This window comes from Methylobacterium sp. Leaf111 (assembly GCF_001423285.1).
In the GTDB taxonomy this organism is placed as follows: domain Bacteria; phylum Pseudomonadota; class Alphaproteobacteria; order Rhizobiales; family Beijerinckiaceae; genus Methylobacterium.
Genome location: NZ_LMNE01000027.1, coordinates 1 through 23,084, shown reverse-complemented (window position 1 = coordinate 23,084; position 23,084 = coordinate 1). Strand labels below are relative to the sequence as shown.

At 67.1% G+C, this 23,084-nt stretch carries 19 protein-coding genes; 3 read left to right on the top strand and 16 right to left on the bottom strand.

All coding sequences use genetic code 11. The features are described 5' to 3' along the window. A partial coding sequence (locus ASF41_RS24960) for a hypothetical protein (RefSeq protein ID WP_210166987.1) occupies window positions 1–647 on the top strand: 647 nt, incomplete at its 5' end. A gap of 530 nt (window positions 648–1,177) precedes the next feature. Here the strand turns inward: ASF41_RS24960 and ASF41_RS14750 are convergent. The 9 genes from ASF41_RS14750 to ASF41_RS14715 form a co-directional block, all read right to left on the bottom strand. Beyond that, window positions 1,178–4,423, bottom strand: a complete 3,246-nt coding sequence (locus ASF41_RS14750) for a hypothetical protein (RefSeq protein WP_056494416.1) — start codon at window positions 4,421–4,423, stop codon at window positions 1,178–1,180. Continuing rightward, window positions 4,423–6,747, bottom strand: coding sequence for a hypothetical protein (locus tag ASF41_RS25640; protein ID WP_200941279.1), 2,325 nt, complete (start codon window positions 6,745–6,747; stop codon window positions 4,423–4,425). The genes ASF41_RS14750 and ASF41_RS25640 overlap by 1 nt, the downstream gene beginning before the upstream one ends. A 4-nt stretch (window positions 6,748–6,751) precedes the next feature. Beyond that, window positions 6,752–7,477, bottom strand: a complete 726-nt coding sequence (locus tag ASF41_RS14740) for a hypothetical protein (RefSeq protein ID WP_056494414.1) — start codon at window positions 7,475–7,477, stop codon at window positions 6,752–6,754. A 9-nt stretch (window positions 7,478–7,486) separates the two neighbouring features. Beyond that, window positions 7,487–7,642: a hypothetical protein gene (locus tag ASF41_RS24955; RefSeq protein ID WP_156653309.1), complete on the bottom strand. Its 156-nt coding sequence runs from the start codon at window positions 7,640–7,642 to the stop codon at window positions 7,487–7,489. Between the two features lie 193 nt (window positions 7,643–7,835). Beyond that, window positions 7,836–9,257: a hypothetical protein gene (locus ASF41_RS14735; protein WP_056494411.1), complete on the bottom strand. Its 1,422-nt coding sequence runs from the start codon at window positions 9,255–9,257 to the stop codon at window positions 7,836–7,838. Then, window positions 9,257–9,637: a hypothetical protein gene (locus ASF41_RS14730; RefSeq protein WP_056494408.1), complete on the bottom strand. Its 381-nt coding sequence runs from the start codon at window positions 9,635–9,637 to the stop codon at window positions 9,257–9,259. Before ASF41_RS14730 ends, ASF41_RS14735 begins: the two co-directional genes overlap by 1 nt. Before the next feature lies 1 nt (window position 9,638). Continuing rightward, window positions 9,639–10,253, bottom strand: coding sequence for a hypothetical protein (locus ASF41_RS14725; RefSeq protein ID WP_056494406.1), 615 nt, complete (start codon window positions 10,251–10,253; stop codon window positions 9,639–9,641). An 89-nt stretch (window positions 10,254–10,342) separates the two neighbouring features. Next, the gene (locus ASF41_RS14720) at window positions 10,343–11,578 is read right to left on the bottom strand and encodes a P22 phage major capsid protein family protein (RefSeq protein WP_056494403.1); all 1,236 of its coding nucleotides are present in this window, start codon (window positions 11,576–11,578) and stop codon (window positions 10,343–10,345) included. A 32-nt stretch (window positions 11,579–11,610) separates the two neighbouring features. Further along, a complete protein-coding gene (locus tag ASF41_RS14715; RefSeq protein ID WP_056494399.1) occupies window positions 11,611–12,483 on the bottom strand; it encodes a hypothetical protein in 873 nt (290 codons plus the stop codon). A 1,322-nt stretch (window positions 12,484–13,805) separates the two neighbouring features. Between ASF41_RS14715 and ASF41_RS14710 the strand changes: the two genes are divergently transcribed. Together ASF41_RS14710 and ASF41_RS14705 are read left to right on the top strand one after the other, a co-directional pair. Further along, entirely contained in the window at window positions 13,806–14,021 is a 216-nt protein-coding gene (locus ASF41_RS14710) for a hypothetical protein (protein WP_056494395.1), read from the top strand. A 212-nt stretch (window positions 14,022–14,233) separates the two neighbouring features. After that, window positions 14,234–15,628, top strand: a complete 1,395-nt coding sequence (locus ASF41_RS14705) for a calcium-binding protein (RefSeq protein WP_056494392.1) — start codon at window positions 14,234–14,236, stop codon at window positions 15,626–15,628. Window positions 15,629–15,670: 42 nt separating this feature from the next. Here ASF41_RS14705 and ASF41_RS14700 read toward each other — a convergent pair whose 3' ends face one another. Genes ASF41_RS14700 through ASF41_RS14670 form a run of 7 tightly spaced genes read right to left on the bottom strand, consistent with a single transcriptional unit; the run spans window position 15,671 to window position 22,874 of the window. After that, window positions 15,671–16,381, bottom strand: coding sequence for a hypothetical protein (locus tag ASF41_RS14700; RefSeq protein ID WP_210166986.1), 711 nt, complete (start codon window positions 16,379–16,381; stop codon window positions 15,671–15,673). Then, window positions 16,354–18,192: a hypothetical protein gene (locus ASF41_RS14695; protein WP_162242120.1), complete on the bottom strand. Its 1,839-nt coding sequence runs from the start codon at window positions 18,190–18,192 to the stop codon at window positions 16,354–16,356. The genes ASF41_RS14700 and ASF41_RS14695 overlap by 28 nt, the downstream gene beginning before the upstream one ends. Before the next feature lie 5 nt (window positions 18,193–18,197). Continuing rightward, a complete protein-coding gene (locus ASF41_RS14690; RefSeq protein ID WP_056494383.1) occupies window positions 18,198–18,434 on the bottom strand; it encodes a hypothetical protein in 237 nt (78 codons plus the stop codon). Window positions 18,435–18,491: 57 nt separating this feature from the next. Continuing rightward, window positions 18,492–18,980: a hypothetical protein gene (locus tag ASF41_RS14685; protein WP_056494380.1), complete on the bottom strand. Its 489-nt coding sequence runs from the start codon at window positions 18,978–18,980 to the stop codon at window positions 18,492–18,494. A 2-nt stretch (window positions 18,981–18,982) separates the two neighbouring features. After that, complete coding sequence (locus ASF41_RS14680; protein WP_056494376.1) at window positions 18,983–19,312, bottom strand: hypothetical protein; 330 nt, start codon at window positions 19,310–19,312, stop codon at window positions 18,983–18,985. Continuing rightward, window positions 19,312–21,615 (bottom strand): portal protein, encoded by a 2,304-nt coding sequence (locus ASF41_RS14675; protein ID WP_056494373.1) that lies wholly within the window; start codon window positions 21,613–21,615, stop codon window positions 19,312–19,314. Before ASF41_RS14675 ends, ASF41_RS14680 begins: the two co-directional genes overlap by 1 nt. Beyond that, complete coding sequence (locus ASF41_RS14670; RefSeq protein WP_056494370.1) at window positions 21,615–22,874, bottom strand: hypothetical protein; 1,260 nt, start codon at window positions 22,872–22,874, stop codon at window positions 21,615–21,617. Before ASF41_RS14670 ends, ASF41_RS14675 begins: the two co-directional genes overlap by 1 nt. Between the last annotated feature and the right edge of the window lie 210 nt (window positions 22,875–23,084).

Genomic DNA, 23,084 nt, shown 5'->3' with positions numbered 1-23,084 from the left:
AACGGCGACCCAAAGCCCTTCGTCTGGACTGCCGACCCGGATCGCATCATCCAGGCCGCAAAGCGCGGGCACCAAATGTTAGACTCGCACCACTAGGAGTGACAGCATGGACGGGCAAGGCGGCTATGTTATCCGCCCAAGCCGCTATTGACGCTGTTGGGGCTGAGCGAGCCTGGATTTCACAGATAAGCTACGGCGCAAATATTGCCGCAAACTCGTCTATTGATGGAGTTGCATATGATAGAGCTATGAGTTTCAATATAGGCTTGCAGAACACCGGTAGGAGTCCAGCTATAAATTTATCATTGACTACTGATGTCGTCTGCTGCCGCATCGGCGATCCGGTTCCTGAATTTTCAAATCTAATTGGTCCCAGTAATGATGACTCAGGTGTCGTAGGTCCCGGCATTCAAGTTAGTGCTGAAAGCCCTTGGGTGGTCGGCGAAGATTTGCAAAACTTCATTAATAGAACGCATGTTCTGTATATACACTGCCGCGCCTGCTACTACACAACCGAGGCACCGACGGTTCGAAGAATGACTGAATTTACTGGGCAAGTTTATTGCAACCATTATAGCAAGAATTATACCTCAAGAGATGGTTATAAGGACACTATGGTTGCGAAGGGCCGCAACACCGCCAGTTAGCGCGTCTTTCCGTCGAGCAGGGTGCGAAATCTTCGCAGGCTCAGGTCCGGAAAGTTTCCGGAGCAGAGCAAGAACGTCGGTACCGCCCGCGCCTGCTATTCCGCGGCGGCATCCGCATGGTATCTTCTCGCCATGCCCCGCTGGTCGCGTTTTCTCCCCGCTATGCTCGTCTACCTGCTCGCAATAGTCGTGGCTTGGTGGGTGATGCAGGCGTGGGCTCCCCGGTCCGCAGATGCATCCCCCGTGTTAATGCTCGGCATGTCGCTGATGCTGCTACTGTTCTGCACCCTCGCGACGATCCTGCTCTATCGCTACATCGTGCGGGCGCACCCACTATCAGGGAAGCGGCATAGATGATCCGAGCTTTATGGATGCTGGCTCAGGCCGCCGTGATCGGGTGGTGCACGTGGAGCGCGTTCAACAACGCCGACGTGCACCCGGACCCGCGCCTGTCGGGCCCGCTCGCCGTCCTGGTCATGTTTCTGCTGTCGGCGCTGATGGTGGCTTTCGCCACCGCGGTCCTTACGAACCTATGGGACTGGGCGCACCGTCAGCTTCAGGGGCTCCCCTTCCGTGCTGGGCGCGCGATCGCCCGCCTGCGCACCGCGTCCCGTGATCCGGGTCAGGCGATCGAGCAGGGCGATGGTCGACGCGCCCGGCTTCGCGGTGGCGAGCTGCGCCAGGCGCTGGCCCCCTTCCGGGGTCGTGAGTAGCTCGGCGAGCCGATCCACGTTCTTGCCCGCCTGCCAGTCGTCGAGCCGGTTCATGATGCGTGACGGCAGCTTGAATCCGCCGGTGGCGATCGCCGCGCCGCCTTCGCCCACCAGCCCGCGCCGGCGCAGCTCCTGCAGCGCCTCGTTGTTGAACGAGGTTTTCGAGCCGATGCCCTGACGGGTGCCGGTGGCTTCCAGGATGTCGAGGAAGCGCGAGAAGCCCGCGTTCACCCGCTCCCCGTTCGGCAGGGCGCGGATGGCTGCCTCGATACTCTCGCGCTGCAGATCATTGCCCCGAATCGCCGCGGCGAACTTCGCTCCGCCAGCCTGATTGGGGCCTGTCTGGAGGCGTTGCGTCGCCTCGGCGAACTCGGTGCCGAGATGCATCCGGACGAGGTCGCGGGCCGCCCCCGGATTGCTGCGGGACAGCGCCTGCACCGTCGTGGCGACCTCCTGCGCCGTCCCCTCCCTGGGCTTGGTCGGGAACAGTGCGGCGATCGCGTCGCTGACCTTGGGCGAGTTGGCGATGCGGCCGAGCGGTGAACGGTCCACCGCCTCGCGACCCTGATAGGCCACCGCGAGGCGCTGGAGGCGCTGGCGAGCTTCCGGCAGCTGCGCGAGCAGATCCTCGTTCCGGCGCATCGCGGCCCGAATCGTCGTGGCGGAGGCGCCGCCCTCGGCTCCCCCAACCTCGTCGAGGATCCGGGTGACCTCGCGGTCCTGGAAGGCGCGGCGCGCTTCCGGCGTCGCGTTCGCCAGGAACTCGCGCGCCGCCGTGGCACCCTGCACCGCGCCCGGCACCTGTTCGGCCGGCGTCGCCATCCGGCCGGTGCGGGGATCGCGCTGGACCACGCGGGCAAGCGGCGTGTTGCCCGAGAACGGCTCAAGGGGCCGGCTGTTGGCTGCGAACCGTGCATCGGCCGTCGCCATCTCGGGGACAGACTTCAGCACGTCGTCGAGGGCCGTCCGGGCTGCCTGCAGACGGCTCGCCTTCACGCCATCGCCCATGTCCGTCGCGGTGCGGATGTCCTCGTCGAGGCGTTCGCGGGCCTGGTGCAGCCCCTCGACCGTCATGTCGGTTTCCCGGCCGGCCGGCCCGAACAGGTTGCGTCGGGCCGCCTGCAGCGAGGCGCGGACGTCGCCCTTTGCGGTGCGCAGCGCATTGTCGACCGCGTCGAGGGCGGCTTGCGGGTTCACCTGTCCGAACCGGACGCTCGGGATCTCCTCGGTGACCGTCGTCGACTTCACATAGGGCTCAAGCGGCCCCTCCATCCGGTTGACCACGTGCTCGTAGGCGTCGAGCGGGTCGCTGATCTCGCCGCGCATCAGGGCGCCGACCACGCGACTGCGGATGTCAGGGTGCACGCCGGCCGGGTCGATCCCGGCGCGGGTCAGGTCCTCGTCGAGACGGGATTCCGAGGTCGACAGCGCAGCATCGTATTCGTCGCGACCGCGGCTCGCCTTGGAACGCGCGCGCGGCTTCCCCTGCGCATCCATCGGGTAGGACGGCACGCCGCGCTGTTCGTTCTGGAGCTTGCGCAGCAGCTCGGACGAGATGTCCCGCGCCATGCCGCCGTCGGCGTCCGGTCGGAAGTAGCCCTCCTCAATCAGGCGCTCGCGCCAGAAATTGTCGAGGCTCTTGCCGTCGGACCGGGCGACCTTGCCTACCCCGGGTACGGTGAAGCGGTGCAGGTCCATCGCGGCGGCGTCGCCGTCCAGGTGCAGGCCGCCGTTGCGAGCAATGAAGCGGGCGAGGCTTTCCGGGCCTGGCTCGGCTTCCACGGCGCCGGGGCGCTCGAAGGGCTCCACCGGGCGCGGGGCATCCGCCTCGAACTGGGGGCGCGAGTAGGCGGGCTGGGTCACGATCGGCTCCCCCGGCCGCTCCACCGTGACGGTCCCCTCAATCCCCGCGTTCTCGGGAACGGCCCGGGCGGCGGCATAGTCGCGTGCGGCCTGCTCGGTGCGAGTCGCCTCGCGGGCGTCCGCGACCTGCCGCATCTCCTGCTGGATGACCTGTCCGGCGCGCTCGGGCGAGACGCGGGGACCCGCGGCCTGGGTCGAGCGGATCACGGCCTGCCCCTCGGGCGTGCCAGCCACGCCGGCCCGGGCCGCGGCCTGGACGTCGGTGCCGACCTGGGTCGGGCTGGGCCCGGCCGGCGCGACGCGGTCGAGCGCACCACCACCAGCCGCGCGGATCTGCTCGGCCCGCCTCCCGAAGAAATCAGCCAAGCCGCCCTGGCCTTCGACCACACGCAGCAGGTCGCCGGCGCGGCGCGGCCCGAGGACCTGCTGAGCCGCTTCGGCCCAGGTCAGATCAATCGGGATAGCACGACCGTCCGCGCCGCGGAGAGCGGCGCCGTCGTCGACCACGGCCTGGATCTTCCCGAGCTCGTCGGGCGTGATGCTGCCGAACGACTTGTCGAACAGGCGCTCTGCGGTCGAGGTTCGGCCATGGAGCGCACCAGCGGCACCCGCCGCCAGCGCGACGCCGCCGCGGGCCCACGGCTCCAGGTCGGTGCCCTTCGTTGCCTGTCCTGCCGTTTCACTGGCCACGGCCGGGATCAAAGCGTTCTTCACCAAGCCCGCGACCGTCTTGCCAGCACCCGGCACGAACTCCGCAAGGGTGCCTGCGTACTCGCCCGCCGTGGTCTGCGGCTTGTAGAGCGGCTGGGTTACCGCCTCGAGGCCCTTGATCGCGGACTCGCCCGGCTTGGGCAGGTCGGATGGGGACGGGATGCTGCTGGTCGAGCGGGTGTCAACGCCGAGATCCGAGTTGGGCGTTCCACCGAACAGGCGGATCGCGCCACGTGCAGCCATGCCGAGGCCTGTATCTGCCAGTCCATACAGCGTCTGAGGCAGGTCTACCGCACCAGCCGCGCCTTTGATCAGTCCGGCGCCGGCCGACTGCACCACGTCACCCGCCACCGACGCGGCGCGGCTCAGCGCGGACGGTTCGGCCGGCCGGGGATCCGGCACGTCGTCGAACAGCCCGCCCCGCACAGGAGCGGCCGAGGGAACGGTCGCAGCCTTCGGAGCGTCGGGGACGTCGTCGAACAGACCCATCAGTCGTCCAGCCTCTTCGGGTCGATGCCGTAAGCGCGGAGTCGCTCGGCGATCACCGCCTTGTCCTTACCACCCGCCACGGCTGCCTTGGCATCGGACAGGGCCCGAGCCGCGGTGTAACCGCCTGGTAGCGCCACGCGCTCGGCACCCTTCGCCACCGGCGCAGGCGAAGGTGCTCCCGAGGCGGGCGTCGCAGTGCTGCCGGCTGGCGCTCCACCCTGGCCGCTCCGGTATTCCTTGAACCGGGTGAAGGGACTCGGCAGGGCGCGGATGGCCTGATCGGCTTCCGACTGGCTGATCTCCTGACGCAAGGCCTTGCCGGCGATCTCTCCGGCCTGGGCCTGATAGTCGGCGAGCCCCCGGAAGGTGTCGGCAATGATCGCGTTGCCCTCCCGGGTCTTCAGGAGCGATGGCAGCGAGTTGCGGAAGGACTTGCCCTCCGCATCGGATGTCGAGCCTGAGCCCGGGACGCGCATACGCGGCACCAGCTTGTCGGCCAGGGCCGTGAAGGCTTCCATCGACTCCATCTTGCCGCCGGCGAGCTTGGTGGCGACGTCGTCCATGCCCGCCGCCTTGGCGTACTGCGCGAGGCCCAGGCGGGTCTGAGCAAGCTTGCCCGAGGCGAAATCCTGAGCGAGCGACGCCATGGTGTCGATGTCGGCCCGCAGCGGCACCGCGTTGTCGGCGGCGTCGACCATCTCGCCGTAGCGCTTGGCCTGGATCTCGCTCGCCTTTTCGGCGAACTTGCCCGCGCCCTTGGTGTCGACGTTGACCTCGGTTTTGCCGCCGCCGATCCCGAACGGCTTGCCGTCCGCTCCCATGCCGCCGGCCAGATTGTCCGGTACGCCCCAGGCCTTGCGCTCGTCTGCCGTGAACGGACGCGGCTGCTGGCCCGCAATGATGACCCGAGACTTATCCGGATCGGTCGGATGTAGCGCGACCATGCCGACACCGGGCATGGCCTGATAGGTGAACTTGTCCTCTTTGCCCTCATAGATGACCCGGCCGTCGGAGCCGACGAGGGCGCCGCCAACGACCTGTGGCTTCTCGGGGGCGCTGTAGATCGGCTGCCCAGTGGAGAGGTCAATTACCGTGTTACCCACCGTCGCGGTCGAGGGCTTGCCCTGGCCCACCGGGACGATCTGGGCCGTGCGTTCGTTGAAGAGTACGGGCTGGTCGCCCATTTGCTGCAGCTTCCAGGGGCTGGCCTGCCCCTTCATCAGCTCGCCGTAGATCTGGGTCGCCATCGGCCGGGTGACGGGGTTCTTCCACGCAGCCTGGAGCGCGGAGGCCTGCTCGGGCGACATCCGCGAGGCGCCGGTACCGAAGCCGGCGAAGCCCTGGGGCGCGGCGGGCGCAACCGGAGCGGCCACAGGAGTGGCCGGCGCCGTGGCGCCCTGGCCCGGGACGAAGAAGCCGGCCGGGCGCGCATCCGGGGCCGGCATGTCGGCCTCGGCCGTGGCTGCGGGCGCGCCGGCCGGGACCATGCCCATGCGCTGCTCCAGCGCCTGGGTCTGGGCCTCGTTCTCTGCCAACTGAACCGGGCGCTGGGCCGCGAAGGCGGGGGGAGCCGCGGCCACCATGCTCGGCACACCAGGAGCGCCCGGCGTGGCCGTGGCCGGCGCGTCGCCACCAAGCTTGGCGAGATAGGCCCGGGTCGAGTTGAGCCGCGCCTGTGCCTCGCCGCCGGGCCGGTTGTAGCCCGCAAATTTCCAGGCGTCCGCCATCAGGCGGTTGGCCTCCTCGGGCGACTTGGCGTTCTGGAGCGCCAGCGTCAGGTCCGGGTTCTCGGTCAGGGTGAACTTCGCCTGCGCGACGACCGGGTCCTGCGCACCGGCCGTCAGCCGGCGCATGTTGGCGAACCGGTCGCCGCGCCAGGACAGGATGCCGCCCGACGTGCCGGGCGCGCCGCTTTCGCTCGGGTCCGACCACGACCCGTTGATGTTGTTGCCCTTGTAGCCACTCTCGTGGGCGGCATAGCCCGCCACCGCCGCGAGACCGTAGGGGTTGGTCAGGCCGCCATCCTTCAACGCGCCGATGAACCGCTTCTCGGTCTCGCCACCGTTGCCGGGCGTGCGCATGGAGGCCTGCCCACCTGCGAACACGGGCACGGCGTTGCCGGCCGGTGCCGGGCCCTGCCCGAGCGTGCCGAGTGTGGACCCGGGGGCGGGCGCGGCCGAGGGCGCAGCGTTGATCCCGAGCAACTGCCCGAAGATCGCCGGGGCCTCGTCTTCCTGCGCCTGCTTTCGCGCCGACTCGTAGGACTTCTCGAAGGAATCCCCGATGCCGGTGATCATGCTGTAGATGCTGGTGCCGCCGCTCATCAGGTCACCCGAAGATCGAGAAGGCAGAGGTCAGGTTCTTGCCGATGTTGCCGATCGCGTTGCCGTTGCCGGCGAGGCCTCCGAAGGCGGAGCCGGCGAGGTTGGCCACGCCCAGCAGGGCGCCGAGCTTGTTCTCGTTGGCCTTCTGCTCTGCCTCACCGACCTTGTAGGCGCCCTGCGCCACGGCGTTGCCGGCGTTGACGTCGATGCCGGCCTTGGCCGCGCCGGTCTGGTACCCGAGGTTGCCGAGCGCCCCGAGGGTGCCGGCCTGCCCCGTGGTCGCGGCGAGCGTCTTGCCGTCGTAGCCCGAGAGGTTCTGGAGCCAGGAGTTGAAGTCGTGCGAGGCGAGGCCGGTCGCGAACTTCATCGCGTCGGTGTCGGCGTTGCCCGAGGCGAGCGTGCCGTTGACCGCACGCGCGCGCTGGAGGCCCTGGAGGCCTTGATCCAGGTTAAACGTGTAGCCCGGGGTCGCGGTGTAGGCGGAACGAGCCGCGACGCTGGCGTCCTTCCCGTTCACGCCCAGCGCGTCGGCGTAGAGCTTCGAGCCAGCCCCGTAGCTGGACGCGAGATTGCCGAAGAGGCCGCCGGCCTGCCCGTAGAGGTCCGCCGCCTGGTCATAGCCCTGGTCGAGCTGATCCTTGCCCTGGATCTGGCCCGTTTGGATCGCCTTCGCGGCGGTCGCAACGGCGTCCTTCATCGGCTTCGCGCTGAACGCGCCGAATAGGCCCATGGCGGCCTCCTACTTCTGTTCGAGGGCGGAGATGCGAGCCTCCTGCGCGACGAGCGCGGCGAGGAGGGCCTGCAGGAAGGTGAACCACTCGCGGTTCAGCACGCCGGTCGAGGCGACGACGGCGGGCGCCTGCGGGGACGGGGTCGTCGGGAGATTGGTGCTCATCGCTGCCCCCGCCCGTACTCGCCATCATCGCTTCTGCGGTGGTCGACGAAGCCGATCGCGAAGGTGTCCGTCGCCAGCCGGATGTGCTCCGGGTTCAGACGCTCCAGGCGGAAGCCAGTACCGCCAGGGCGATCCCATGCCGGGCGAACACGCGGTGTGATGCGAGCCGGGCGTCTGGGCTGTGGCTTGATGCTCATTCGGTGCGGGCCTTGACTGCCATCGCGCCGCCCACCAGGGCGCAGTAGACCGGATCGGACACGTCGATGCGCCAGATGCGGCCCTGCACTCCGGTCAGGCCGGTGCGCAGCACGTTGATGCGGGTCCGGGTCTCGCCCTGGCGGCCGAGCGCACGGCTCAGCGGGTTCGACCAGGTCGTGCCGCCATCGTCCGACCACGAGATCAGGACGCGCGGATCCCGGATGGTCGGGTCGGCCGAGAGCCGCCCAGTGCCGAGCACGAAGTCGAAGTCTGCGCGGGGGATCTGGAGGCGCTGGGGGAAGCCCTGCCCTGGCAGGCTTTCGATCCGGAAGCGCAGCGGCGCGCCGTCCTCGTCGAACACGTCCTCGCGAACCTCGAGCAGGCCGGTGCCGGCGCTGTCGCCGATCAGCCAGCGCCCGAAGGCGTTGGTGCTCTGGGTGCCGCGCCACCGATCCAGTCCGGCGCTGGCGCGCTCGAACCATTGCTCGGTGGTCAGATCATAGACCCAGGTCCGGCCCGGCATCGAGACGACCCAGAACGCGTGGCCGCCGATCAGGTGGACCGAGGCCTCGATCGCGGTCCGGTCGACCTTCGCCGCCGCCGCGAGGTCCCGCTCGACATCGTGGTTCGAGACGCGGGCGGGGGCGTAGCCCGAGAGCTTGTAGACGACGGAATCGTCGCCCACCCACAGCATCTCGTTCGACCAGCCCTCCTCGTGGCCGGCCACGGCCCACGGCCCGATCAGGCCGCGCGGGATGCCGGTGACACGGGCGAGCGGGAAGCCGTTGGCCTGCGCTTGGCCGCCGTAGACACCGATCCCGGACGGGCCGAACAGGAAGAGCTCGTCGCGGAAGGCGATGCCGCGCAGCAGCCCGCCGGGCCGCGCCTGCTCGGTGGTCTTGTCCAGGGTGTTGAACGTGACCGCGTTCAGCCCCGAGGCGAAGCACGTCCCATCGCCGGCCGTGAAGAACAGGAAGCCGAAGAGCTCGCAGACCGAGTTGGGCTGGGGCAGGCCTTCCGGGATGATCAGGGGCTGGGGCTGACCGTCAAGGCGTAGCTTGTAGGCACCGTATTCCGTGGTCGCGACGATGTCCGGCACGGGTGCGCGGTTGTTACGCCCGATCGTGATGCGCTGGGAGCCGGGTAGCGGGCCGAGCACCCGCACCGTGCCGTCCTCGGAGATCCGGGCGACCTGATCGCGGTAGCCGGCGAGCACATTCGCGCCGATCTCGCGCATGCCGCGCGGCCCGCGCAGGCCTGTGTCGACGAAGCGACCAAGGCCGGGCGCACGGCGGCGGGACACGGGTGCACGGGCACCATCGCCGAGCTTCTCGACGAAGGCGTTGATGAGCCGGCCAGAGCCCTCCGCATCGGAGAGCCCGGGGCGCGACGAGAGCGGCCAAGCGATCGCGGGCATCAGCAGCGCCCGCGTCGTGAGCCGCAGCCGCCCCAGAACGGCTCGACCCGCATCGGCGGCCGGGCGTCATAGACCTTGTAGGCCAGCTGCAGGGATGTGCGCGCGCGCTCGGCGTTCGCCATCAGCTCCTGCGCCCGGGTACCGCCGATACCGAACGGCACCATGGCGGCCTCGGCGATGATCGCGGCGAGCGGCAGGTACACCGCATCGTCGATCTCGTCGCCGTTCACCTTCGCGACCTCATCGGCCAGCAGCTTGGCGCACACCGGCTCGATGAGGTCGTCGATCTCGGCCCGATCCTCATCGGAGATGGGCTGCCCAGCCGCGAGCACCCCGACGTCCTTCAGGACGCGTTTGATCAGGTCCTCGCGGGTCCGCATGTCAGCGCGCGGCCTTGGCCGAGGCCTTCGGGGCGGCCGCGGCCGGCGCGGTGGCGGCGTCGAGGTCGGCGCGGGCCTGGGCGAGGTCGGTGCGCAGGCGCTCCAGGTCAGCGTCGGCCGCGTCGCGCTCGGCTATGGCAAAACTACCATCGGCCTGGGCCTGGGTGAGCTGCGCCTGCAGGTCGGTCAGCGCCGTGGTCGCGGCGTCGAGCGCGGTCAGGGTGTCGGCATGCGCCGCGCGGGCCGTCTCGACCTCGGCAAGCGCCGCATCGCGGGCCGCCTCGACGGCCTCGATCTCGTCGACGAGCTTCTCGTTCTCGGCCGAGCCGGTCGCGATGATGTCGCTCAGGCGGGCGATCTCGGCGAGCGCGTTGGTGAGGTCGGCATCAAGAACGGCGACGGGCCGGTCGCTGGTCTCATCCAGGAGTTCGAGCACGGCCGGGGAGGGGCGACCATCCACACGGGCGGTCAGCGCCTCGGCGGTCGCCAGCGCCGGGTCTGCGATGCAGTCGGGGGAGGCATGCCAGCCCTCGGGCAGGGCCCTGCCGGGGGCAAGGTCAAAGATCTCGGCGGACCCGTCGGGCTTGTAGCCCCAGGTCGGGGTGGTCTCGTTCATGTCAGGCCTCGTCTGATGCGGGGCCGGGCCCCAGAATGACGAAGGGCGCCACGAGGGCGCCCTTTCGTCTTAGCGGTGGTGGGATGGCATCAGCCAGCGAGGCGGACAGCGAGGTCCGGGTAGATCGCCTCCCAGCCGAACAGGATGTCGGCGCGGACGATCTCGACGTCGTTGTTGATGTCGTAGTCCTTCACCAGGCGGATCGAGAGGCCCTCGGCACTCTCCTGAGCCTTCCAGTTGACGCTGTCGGGCATCTCCAGCGGGACGGTGACCATCGCCAGGGCGTTCTTGTGGAAGCAGAGGTTCTGCGGGAACACCTGGTTGGCCGCACCCACGATGCCGATCGGAGCGCTGTCGGCCGGGGCCGCCGAGACGGTCTGGTACGGGCCGGAGACGATGATCGCGGGCGAGATCGTAAGGGTGGCGTTGCCCGAGGCGTCGGCGTTGGCGACCGAGCGGACCACGAACTGCTGGAGATAGGGCAGCACGGTCTTGCCGGTGCCGCCCTCGCCCGGGACCGGGTTGACCGCGAACACGCCGCCGATGGTGAAGACGTCGCCCTCGCGAAGCACGCCGGCCGAGGAGGCCGTCCAGCCCTTGGTGGAGAGGGTCTGCACGCCCGTCTTCATCACGTCCCGGTAGAGGGACACCTGGCCGGCGCCGTTCACGAGCGGGGTGCCCGCTTTGGTGCCGACCGTGTGGCTGCGGAGGTTCACCGACTCGTGGGTGTTGAGGCCGGCGAGGTTGCCGATCTCACCGGTGGCCCAGGCATCGGCGGCCTGCTGCGGCATGTTGAGGGTGGTCAGGGTGCCGGCGATCTTGTGGAAGGCCTCCGAGGTCAGAACCGCGCGGCGATCCTGCTTCGGGACGGCCATCTCGGTCATGCGCTGGGCAACGGCGCCGGCCGCGGCGTAGTTCGCCGGGGTGGTGCCGGGCGTGCCGACCACGTTCCAGATCTTGCGGTAGAGCGCGGCACCGTAGGTGTCGACGGTCTGCGCGAGCGTGATCATAGCGGGCTTCACGTAGCGCTCGGAGTAGTCCTCGATCGAGAGCGTGAGGTCCTGGGTGTTGAAGTTCCAGGAGACGTGCTTGCGCTGGTCGATCTTGATCGAGGTGCTGCCCTCCTCGACGTCCTGGTTCTGGCGGGTCGCGCCATCCACGGTCACGAACTTGACCGGCTTGCGGATGGTGACGGTGTCGCCGACCTTGGCGAATTCCTTCTTGTACTGGCGATGGGCCAGCTTGCCGAAGACGAGGGCGTTCTTAAGCTGCATCAGCGCCTCTTTGGCGATGACGGAGGGGACGAGCAGGGGCGTATTGGCCATGGGTCGAGGTGTCCTTCAGACGGTGAGGGGGATCAGCGCTTGCCCGCGCGCCACTTCTCGTACTCGGCGAAGGACATCTTCGACGGGTCGGGACCGGGCGCGGCGGAACCCGTGACGGGCTTCGCGGGGGCAGGGGCGGCGGTGGCTTTGTTGGGCTTCGCCAGGGTCAGGCGAGCTTCGAGCGCGCCCACGGCCTTGGCGGCCTGGAGCGGGCTCATCCCGTTGAGCTTGGTCAGCTCGGCGGGGTTCTTGGCGAGATAGTAGGTGAGCAGCCCACCCTTCTCGCTGTCGACGACGAGTTCCTGGACGTGAGGCTTGATCTCACGCTCAGCAGCACCCTTCACGACCGTGTCGAAGTCCGAGATTTTCTCCCGGGCATCGTCCATGCGGTCGTGGAAGGCTTCGATCGCCGCTTCACGGGCCTGCGACTGGGCGCGTGACGCGTGGGCGTCCCGCTCGTTCAGACGCTGCTCGGCGAGGGCCTTGGCGAGACGGTAATCCGCCTTGGCATCCTCGAACGCGGCATAGTCCTCGAAGTCGGCTTCCTTCGGGGGCGCACCGATCTCTTTCTCGACGGCCGCCTTCCGGTCGCCACTGTCGCCCGTCGGCGCACTGCGGCTCAGGAGATCGGCCTTTTCGGCTTCGAGTCGGGCGATCCGCTCCTGCATCCGCTGGATGCCGGAACGCTTCTTCGGCTTCTCCGCCTCGCCTTCCTCCTCGCCTTCGCCCTTGGGGGCATCGGGCTTCGGGGTCGGGTTGGCCGGATCGGCCTGCTCTGTCCCTGGCTGTACGACCTCGCCGCCTTCGGCCTGCGGGCCTCCGGGAGCTTCGGTCGCGTCCGAGACCTCGCCACCTGCCGCTGGCGTTTCCGCCGGCGCGCCCAGCACGATCAGGTCCTCGTCCATGTGGTTCGTCCATGAAAAACCCGCCCTGGTGAGGGGCGGGTGCGGGCATCATCGCGGCCTGCGCGTCATGCACTGGCCTGCGTGAAGGGGAGCGGACGTGCGTCGGGCCCAGATCGGGTCGGCGGGCACGTCGGAAATGGGGGCTGGCGCGAGCAGGGCCGATGCGGCCCACGCGTCTCGCGACAAGTAGCTATTGCGCGCAGAATGCCCGTGAGGTCAAGCGCCTTCGCCGAGGAACTGCCGTCGGGTCAAATGGGTGGTGCGAGCAGTGTCCGTTCGCAACCAACGAATTGTATCGAAAAGAAGCGTTAAGCACACTATCAGATAATCGCGACATCGAATGGCCCAATGATCTCCGGAGGAGCGACTTCGTAACTCGAACAGCGTCCTATAGGCGTGTGATCGCAGACCTTAGCGAGGCAAACTCATCCATGGCTGTTGGAAAACCGCAGCGTGAAAGCGCAGCTGATAAGCGCCAGTTTCCACGCACTGAGGTGGCGGAGCAAGGCTTCGCTTTGCTGGCAGACGGTAAGAGAATTGCCTGCATAATTCACGATACATCAGAAGTGGAAGGCGATCGCTGTCTTGGCATGCGGGTTGAGCTTATCAACTGCCCTTTTGAGCGCGCACTCGACGGATTCTGGGTGGTAATGCAGTCCGGTCGGATTACCTACTATCGTCCGTCTTGGTCCGAAGCTCTATAAAAAGAGGCCAGTCTGCCAGGGCCGCTAGAACATCCTTCAAAGATCAATTTGGCACCCGCAAGTTCTGACGTGTCAATCAAAGACAGCTACATTGTAGCTCATCCCAGGAATCACACATGCCGCAGGTTTGGCTGAGCTACTCCGAGCTCGGTGAGCACTTTGATTTGGCCACCGAAGCTGCTCGTGAAATGGTTCACGTACGTGGGTGGGATCGTAGACGCTGTCACGATGGTCTGACTCGCGTGAAACTCCCACCAGATGTCGCCCTTTCCTACATGGTGGAGTTCCTCAACCAAACGGCCATCAGCGCAGCATTGGACCTGCGAACGCAAACTCGTACGAGGGAGGGTACTGCGCAGCGAGTCTCGCTGATCTCCAACCGAACTGAGCGGGCGGCTTAATTTCGGTTCTCGCTTTGGATTTCGTTCGGCGCTCTAGGCTTAGGCGAACGGCGCATCCATTGACCCCGCTCAAGGAACTGCCGTCGGGTCAAGGGCGCAGCGCCCGACCGTCGGGCATGCTGTTGCCTGGGATTGTGCCTCATGACCGGCAGCACGCGGATACGTGATTTTGCCTTTGACTCCGGTAGCAGCATGTACACCCGCTGGAGGGCCGAAGATGCTGAAGTCGATGCTCATCACCGCCATTCTTGGCCTTTCGTTGAGGTCGACGAAGGCCGCCTGTGCGCTGACGGTAATCAGTGCGGTCGCTGTCGCAGCCGTCAGCTACGTTTCGACCTACCGTGACCTCGGCTCTATACGAACGATGGCCGACTTGTGGAGCATCATGGGTTCCGGAAGCGTGGCTTATCTGTTCGGTGCCTTCCTGCTTTGAGAAACGGCATTACCACGACGTAGGAGCCTGCGCCCTGCATGCTGTTGCCGCTCACGCACTCGACAACATGCCCGCAGAATCAATTAGGGATTGCGCCGATCCAACCCGTAGCAATTTGCAAGGGATCTCGCACCAAGGTAAGTAAACAGTTGCCTGATGCTGTTGAAGCATGCACGATAATTCAAATTGAGTGATTCGGGGGAGTGTATGCCATGGCGATCAGGCAGGGTACACCGCAGGACGACATTCTTATTGGAACCGTCGGCAGCGACACCTTCATAGGCGGCGGCGGAAATGACATTTCAACAGGCGGCGATGGAGGCGATCGCTTCGTCTACCAGTCTCTAAACGACTTGAGCCTCTGGACCGGTTCTGTGACGAGTCCGCACGAAACGATCACCGATTTTGGTGAAAGCGGGCAGATCATCGAGGGGGAGGAAAACGACGTACTGGATTTCTCAGCAATACCTGATCTTTTGTTCATCGGCGACGACGGCTTCTCCGCTTCAGGTCGCGCCGAGTTTCGCTTTACCGAATTGGGCCAGAACGGCCTGCTGCTGCTATTCGACAGGCAGGGTGACGGCGCGGCAGACGACTTCATGACGCTAGATCAATACATCGGCGCCACTTCAATCGGCGAAGGTTATAGGCCGCCCGTAGAAACAAATATCATCATTTCGTCTGATTTGTATGGATACCACTATGACGTCGGCGGAAGCACGAACGACGTTCTGTACGGAGAAGTGTTCGAGAGCGGTGGCGGCAATCGCCTGTACGGATTTGAAGGCGATGATCGTCTCTACAGTGGCAACACCAGCACGGAAGAATTGTTCGGCGGGGCTGGCAACGATACCTTCTACAATCGAGCGGTGAGCGCCTACATGGAGGGTGGAACCGGCAACGACACTTTCTATGTCAAGAGTGAGTTCGACCAGGTTGTCGAGAAGGCTGGCGAAGGCATCGATCGCGTCATCAGCAGCGCTTCGTATTTTAGGCTCGCAGACAATGTCGAAAACGTCAGCCTGATTGGCGATGCTTATCAGGTTTTCGCCAACGGGCTCGACAACACCGTCAATGGAAGCGACGCGCAGAACTCCATCTTCGGCGGCGGCGGCAAGGATACGCTCTCTGGGGCGGGCGGTGTTGATGTGATCCGCGGTGAAGGCGGCAACGACTGGATCAGAGGCGGAATCGGGGCGGACTACCTTGTTGGGGGAGATGGGGCGGATAAGTTCGCCTATTACACAGTCACCGAGTCTACGAGGACCGAGTACGACACCATCGTCGACTTTCGTGGTCTCGCATCCGGTGCGAGCGCGTCAGAGCGCGACCGCATCGATCTGCATCGCATTGATGCCGATACAACTACGATCGGTGACGAGGCATTCCGCTTCATTGGTAGCGGTGCCTTCACCGGCAAGGCAGGTGAGTTGCACATCGTTGCGGCAACAATTGATGTGGTTGATCCATCGCCGGTCTATGGTGACGAACCCTATCAAACTCCTGGGTACATCGTGGAAGGCGATGTCACGGGCGATGGAACTGCCGACTTTAGGGTCGCAGTCGCCACGGATTATTCCCTCCGTGCAGGCGACTTCTTCCTCTAACGTTAAGCTCATCTGCTCCAATGCTGATCTGCCCGAACTGCATTAGGCCGGGCAGAAGTCGCCGCCCGGGGGCAGGCCGACGTTCCACTCGCCCTTCACGGTGACGCGGTCGCCCTTGGCAATGCGGTGCCACTCGCGGCCGGGCCAATTGATCCAGGCGTTCCGGAGCTCGATGCTCGCCGGGTGCTTCTGACAGCCCATGAGGAGCACTGCCACGGACTGCTGAACCCGGAGGGTCGGCTCGTCGTCGATGTTCATGTCCTGCAGGACCAGGCGACGGATGCCGCGTCCGTCGTTCAGGATCTTCGCCATGAGCGCCTGATAGGCCGTCTTGATGGTCGAGCGCCGGATCAGGAAGAGATCGACATCGCACCCGTCGTAGCCCTGGCTCACGTCGCCGTGCGTTCTCTCCTGCGCGCCGTGAACGCCGGTCCAGCGGGACCGATCGACAACGACCGCGCCGAACTTGCCTGTGACGCCGAACACGTCGCGCGGCTCGCCCTTGCTGACGTCCGACCGGGTGTTGAGCACGTCGAAGCGGGGGCCGAAGCCCCCTGCCTTGAGCAGGAACCCGCCGAGGTTGCCGTCGCGGACCATGACCTTGCGGCCCTGCGCGATGACGTCGAGGCCGCCCGTCCTCGGCTGATTGCCGAGGAGGATGGTCAGGTCGTCGTCCGACGGGGCGACGATCTTCTGATAGCCGGGTGAGGCTGTGATGACGCGCATCACGCGGCCCACAGCGAGTTCTTCCACGCGGTCCAGGCGGGGACCATGCGGACGTTGGCGGCGCTGCCCGGGTGGAGGCCGGCACTATCGCTGGCGAGGTGGCGCGAGTATTTCGTCCCGGCGACCTGGGCGCCGAGCGTCGTGTTCACCAGGACGTCGTGCGGCGTGACAGTGGTGTCGATGCTCAGCACCGACGCGCCGCTGCCGTTCGCGCCGGACCCGCCCGTATCTGGGTTGGCCGAGATGAAGTCGCCGGGCTGCAGCCACGTGGCGTCCGCAAAGAAGTAGTGCAGTCCGCCGGCCGCTGTGTCGGCCGCGCTGACCGCGGTTGTCGGAACCTGAATGTCCCACTTATCGCGGGCCGTCGGCGCCGAGACGTACTGCGGAGCGTTCACAGCCCACTGCACCGCGCCGTCGAGCTTGTCGGCCAAGAGCTTGTCGTTGAACTGCCAGCGAACGCCTGCGCTCGCATCGTTGGAGCCGACCGTCTGGCCCCCCAAGTCCTGGAAGCCGTTGTTGGTCGTGGCCTTCGGGATGGCAAGCTGGTAGGCGACTGGAATGCCAGGCCACTCAGTATTGAGCACCCCCACGTAGGCCTTAATCATCGGCACTACGGTTGCCAGGGTGTTGTACGACGGCCCGAGCGAGTTGGTCAGGTGGTTGACGCAGAGCTGCGTAAACATCGGGACGCCGCCGTTCAGCGTCGTACCCTTCGCGATTAGGTCGAACTTGCGAGCGGTCTTGCTCCGGCCGTTGACGGCGATGTCGGAAGGACCGGTGCCGGGCACCGCCATGTTAGTGCCCAGGAACATGGCCGACGATGCGGTGTCGAGCATAGCGCGGGAGAACACGCCACCGCCGCCGCCGGCAGGGAAGGCGTTGCCGGTCTCGTTCTGGCCGTAGAAGATGCTGTCGCCGAGTGCCATCGGCACGGGACGGCCATCGTGCCCCTTACACGCGACCCATGATGCGCCATAGAGCGTCCCGCCCAGGCGGCCCGACGTGTTGACGGTGCCGCTCGTTAGGAAGGCTGCGGCACTGGTGGCCTGCCCGACCTGCCCCTCGCCGAGCGTGGTGTTGACCTCGATGCCTGATGGCACGTAGCCGCCAGCCGCCACGTTGAAGGCGACCCGGGCGTAGCGCCGCACGCCTGCCGGGATCGCTGCCGCAACCGCCCGGTAGAGAGCGCCGACTGAGTTCGTGGCCGGATCAAGCGTGATGCCTGCCTGCCCGCCCGGAACGCCGAGTGCGGCATCCGCGACGGATACCGCGGTGAACCAGGTCGCGGTGCCGGGCGTCGCGCCGTAACCGATGGACACGCCCTCGACATTGAAGGCGTTGGTCGCGGCAAACTCGTTGTCCGTCGGCACGGCGCTGGTGTAGTGCGCCGGCAGGGCGATCACGTAGTCGTTAGTCGCGTATGGCGCGACGCCCAGGTCCATGTGCGAGCACATGAACTCGCGGCTGGCGGTCGGGATGGCCCGCGCGGTGGGCGTGCGCAGCCGGTTGCTGGCGAAATAGAACTTGTCGGGTTGGGTGTAGACCGGGCGCGTGACCGGCGGCGCGGCCAGGACCTTGCCGGCGCTCACGCGGGCCGTGCCGTCAATGACGATGGCGTTGCCGGCAGGCGGCTTGCTTGCCAGCGTAAACGTGACCTTGCCCGCGACGTCCACGTTCTGCGTCGCGAGCGCGGCTCCGCCGGCGGTGACGTCGAACAGGCTCGCGGACGTACCCGGCTTGAAGCCCAGATAGGTGTAGGTCAGGCCGTTGGCCGACACGGTTGGGCTGGACGAGCCAGTCCCGCCCCCGAAGAGGCCGAAGGGGAATCGCTGTCCCATGGCGTTTACGCCAGGACCGTGACGACGACGGTGGCGGTGGTGCCCGCCACGTTGAGGTCGGTGACCTCGATGTCGTCGATCTGGGCGTGCCCGTCCTTGGCGCGAACCGGGTAGAGCGAGCCATCCGACATCACGAGCATGGCGATACCGTCGGCGCTGCAGGCGATGCCGACGCCGGAGCCGGACGGCACACCGCCCTTGTTCGGGGTGATGACGCGCGCGGTCTTGTACTTGGCGGCCATGGTAGTGGCTCCATTCGGTAGGGATGCGAGGTGGGCGAGGGATGGCGGGCCGGTGCGCTACTGCGTCGGGTCGGCCGCGAAGAGGTTGACCTTGGTGGCGCCGGCGGCGGCCCCGAACAGGTCGAAGTTGATCAGCACCGCCAGGGACAGGATCGTCGCCGGCAGGGTGCGCGAGCGCTGCGCTTTAATGCTCACCGCGGTGTGGGTGTCGTTCGTCCCATCGCTGGTGAAGGTCCGGCCCGTGATCTGCACGACGACGGGCGTGCCCGGGTCCTCGACCATGTACGTGATCGGCGGGACTTTCCCGACGGCGCACACGATCGGGCGCGCGAAGGTCCAGGTGAGCGTGCCGTCGGGCGCCGTGGTCAGCACAGTCCGCTGCACACGGGCGGCGTGGGTGTGATCCTCACGTGCGAACCGGGCCGAGGTACCCTTACCGCTGTCGAGCGCGGTGGCGGGCGGCGTGACGCTGGCCGGCGCCGGCATCATGGCGGCGACCATCGCCTCAACGAGCTGTTGGCTCTGGCCCGTCCCGTACCCGGGCATGGTCAGCCCCCAACGCCGGTGGTGATCTCGACCGAGGGCGTGCCCGACTCCACCGCCAGGGCGACGAAGTGCTCGGACTGCTGGATGGTCCAGTACTCGACCGCGCCCGGGGCGATGCCGGCCGAGCCGCCGGACGCGCCCGGGATCGCGGCGACGACGTCGGCTTTGCCGAACTGGATGAAGACCTCGACCGTGCCGCGGTTGCGCACGCGCACCTGACAGCCGCTGCCCGAGGGCGCGCCGGCGAGGCGGACCGCCGTACCGGCGACGGTCACGGCGGAGAGACGGAGGGTCGCCGCAGCGTTGGGGCGGAAGGGCTGTAGGTCGGACATCAGGCGCCTGCCATCGTCGGAGCGGCGGGCTCGCCCATCGCGCTCGGGTCAAAAGAAAAGGCGCCCTGGGGCGCCTCGGTCTGTTCGGCATGCATCTGGCCCGGGATGGGGTCCGGCAGCCCTGGCGGACCACCCTGCGCGGCGGGATCGGGCTCCTGCGCCTCGGCCGGAGGGGTCATCTCCTCCATCAGCATGGAGACGAGGTCCGAGAGCTGCTGGAGTGCGTTGGCCAGCGCGTCGACGCGCGGATCCTCGACCGGACCGCCGGTCGCGCCCTCCGCCGGGCGGCTGGCCTCGGCGATACGGGCCTGGTGATCGAGCACGGCTTTCTGGAGCTCGCCCTGGATCTTCGCCATCTCGGCCTGGAGCTTCTGATGCTCCACCTCGAGCTTCGCGCCTTCGAGTTCGTGCTTGGCCGCTTCGAGCTGCTCCTGCCGCTGCTGGGCCTGCATCGCGGCCTGCTGCTCAGGCGAGGACGGCACGGGCGGCGGCGGGGGCTCGCCGCTCTCCTGCGCCTCCTCGGCCTGGATCTGGGGCGGCAGCATGGTGCGGATGCGCTTGGCGATCTTGTCCGCCATCGGCCAATCCTGGGCCTTGGCCAGGAGGTCGAGCACCAGGGGCGCAACGTCGGGCGCGGCCTGGACGAGGGAGATCATGCCGTCGAGCGCGGCCTCGCGCCGGGTCGTGTACGAGGCACCCATCTCCATGGCGACGTCGTAGGCGCCGACCGTGACGTCGTTCTCCAGCACCTGGGCCTTGCCGTCGATCGCGAGGCCCTTCGGCTTGTTGATGTCGACGAGGTCGACCTTGCCGTCCTCGCCCACGATCCGGAGCGTGCGTGCCGTGTCGTAGATGTGGGGGATCAGGTCGCAGACGATCGCGCCGGTGTGCCGGATCGAGCGGCTGAAGTTCACGATGTAGACGAAGGACCCGACGTCGCCCTCCTGCTGCCGGGCGCGGATCGCCTTGCCCGAGGTCTCGTTCGAGCGGGCCCCGAGCGAGGCGTCGTAGATGCCGGTCACCGCTTTGATGTCCTCGGCGGACTCGCGGGTCAATTCGGCGAGGCCGGACGAGGCGACGGGCGGCGCCTGGCGCTGCGGCGGGGTTGGGAACTTCGGATCCGCATTGAAGGGCAGGAAGGGATGGGCCTCGGTGTTGGCCGTCTCCCAGATGTGCTCGTAGCCTTTGAACTGGGCAGCGCTACCGACGAAGCCCGCCTTCGGCTGGAGGCCCACGACCTCGGTCTGGGTCGAGCGGGCATAGTTGTAGGCGCGCTGCGCGTCCTTTGCCTTACGGACCACGCCGCGGCGGGTGCGCTTCTTGCCGATGGTCATTTCGATGCCGATTGCCGGCACCACCGGGATGAACCGGCCCTTCCACTCGATTGGGCCTTCCAGGATGTCGGTCGCGCTGATCAGATAACTTTCGACCTTGTGGCCGTCGCGCTGCTCGATGCGGGCACCGACGGACTCGGCCAGGGCAAGCTTCTCGGCGTAGTCGTCGGCCGCCTTGTCGGTCAGGTCCAGGATCTCGCCGTCGGGCATCAGGGCGAGGGTCTTCTTGACCGGGGTCTTCACCCAGTACTTAGCGACCCGAACGATGTCGGCCGTCACCCATTCCGTGAGGCTGCGGCCGGCGTTGTCCGCGTCGCCGATGTCGGCTGCCGGGTGGTCGGGATAGGTCTCCTCGTAGATGTCCCGGCTCATGTCGAAAGGCACGAAGCAGAACTTCGCGTCCTCGCGGGTCGGCAGCACCGCATCGGGGTCCCAGCGCACACCGATGCCGTCCGGGATCGGAGCGATGCGGATCTCCTGCTCGAACGTGGAGTCGGAGCCGTACTCGGTCAGGACCTGCCAATGGCCGATCCCGGCCGTCACCTGCTGGTCGGCCGCCGCGAAGTAGGCTGCAGGCGCGTCGGAGCGGTTCTCGACGTACCGGGTCATACCGGCGATGGTGTCGGCCGTCTTGACGTCGCCACGGCTGTCGACCGGCACGACCTTGATCGCGGGCCGCATCTGCCGGATGTCGCCTGTGATCTGCAGGATAGACGTGCCGAGGCGATCGAACTCCAGGCAGGGCCTGCCTTCACGGGCGCGCTTGGCCTCCTCGGTCCACTGAGCGCCCTCGACCTCGACGAACTCCAGGTCGGAGTAGGCTTTCTCGCGGTTCTCTCGATCAGCATCGTCGGCGCGATGCCAACGGCGCATGGCGATCTCGTGCACCGAGCGCTTCGCTGACGCGGCCTTCGGCTCTGGCTTCGCCGCGGCGGCGGCCTTCGGGCGACGTGGTTGCTTCGCGGTCATCAGGTACCCATCCAACCGCCGGCGCGCCGGGCGCCGGTCTTGATCACGAGCGGAGCGGCGTCGACCACAGGCTCGGCGAAGGTCAGCGCGACGGCGTCCCAAAGGTCAGGCGAGGGGATGCCCATGCCGCGCATCTTCTCCTTCGACCAGAGCTGCACCTGGCCGCGCGAGTTGTGGCCGTAGCCGGTGGAGCAGGCGTCGGCCTGGATCTCGTCCTCGTCCGGCAGGTCGACGCCGGCCGGGTCTTCGAGCCATTCGAGCGAGTTGAGCCAGATCTCGGCGCGCCGGTTAAGCGGGCCGGGCAGCTTCTCGCCGGTGGTGGGCGAGTAGCGCTCTTCCTGGATTGGGGAGCCGCCGAAGTTGACCGGGACGACGATTCCCCGGCCGGGCGAGCCGTAGCCGCGCTCGACCAGGATGTCGTAGACGCCGGCGCCGTAGCCGCCCGTCACGTCGATGAAGCACTTCACCGGATTGTCCCGGTCGATGTGGCCCGCGACGTAGTTCGCGCTTTCCGGGATCGACATGCCCGGCTTGCCGCCGGCCCAGAGGACCTTGCGGCCGCGGCGCTTGGCCAGCGCGTGGCGGTCGCCGCCCTGGTGGGCCGGATCGTAACCGAACACGAGCGGGCCTGAAGGCTCCACGGTGCGCTTGCGGGCGGCCATGACCAGCTTGGCGCTGATCAGCCCGTTGGTGTTCGCCATCTGGAAAGCCTCGGCCGCCGTGGCGGGGTATTCCTGCCGGAACAGGGACTCGCCGAGGTCCGCGATCTTGCGGCGGCGCCAGAACATCTGATCGTGCTCGAGGCCGTGCGCCTCGGCGTAGTCGATCTCGGACTCGCCCTGCTCGTCGGGGTCGGCGGAGAGCGCGAAGTCCGGGGGCGCGACCTTGCGATAGCCGTCATCCCAGAACCACGGGACGAAGATGGGCTGAAACTCGGACTCGCCCCGCTCCGCCTTCCGCCATTGCTGGTGGAAGTAGTTCCCGACCCCGTTGGCCGTGCTTTCGAGGATGACCTCGGTGCCGGGCTCGTCCGCGATGGCCTGGAGGATGCCCGACGCGTGGCTGTGCGCGTGCGGCCAGAACCCGACCTCGGAGCCGTGGAAGAACTGGAGCGTGTTGCCACGCCCGACCGCCTTCGAGCCCGCCGTTCCTACCTTGTACCCGCTGTCGAGCCGGTCGAAGAGCAGCTCCTTGGCGTTGGCCGCCCCGGCGGAGGGACGCACCAGCGACGGACAGTGCTCGTGGTAGCGCGACACCATCTCGAACAGCGCCGCGGTCGAATCCTCTTGGTGGGTCAGGATGAAGGTCCGAACGCCGCGGTTGTGGCTGGTGCGCCAGAAGAACCGGCCGCCGATGTAGGTCGAGGCACCTGTCCGACGTCAGCACCTGTGGGACAGATTGAGGGTCTTCACGAACGGAGGATGGCTGGTTCATCGTAGCCCCTGAGGAGCGAAGATGAAGCAGACATC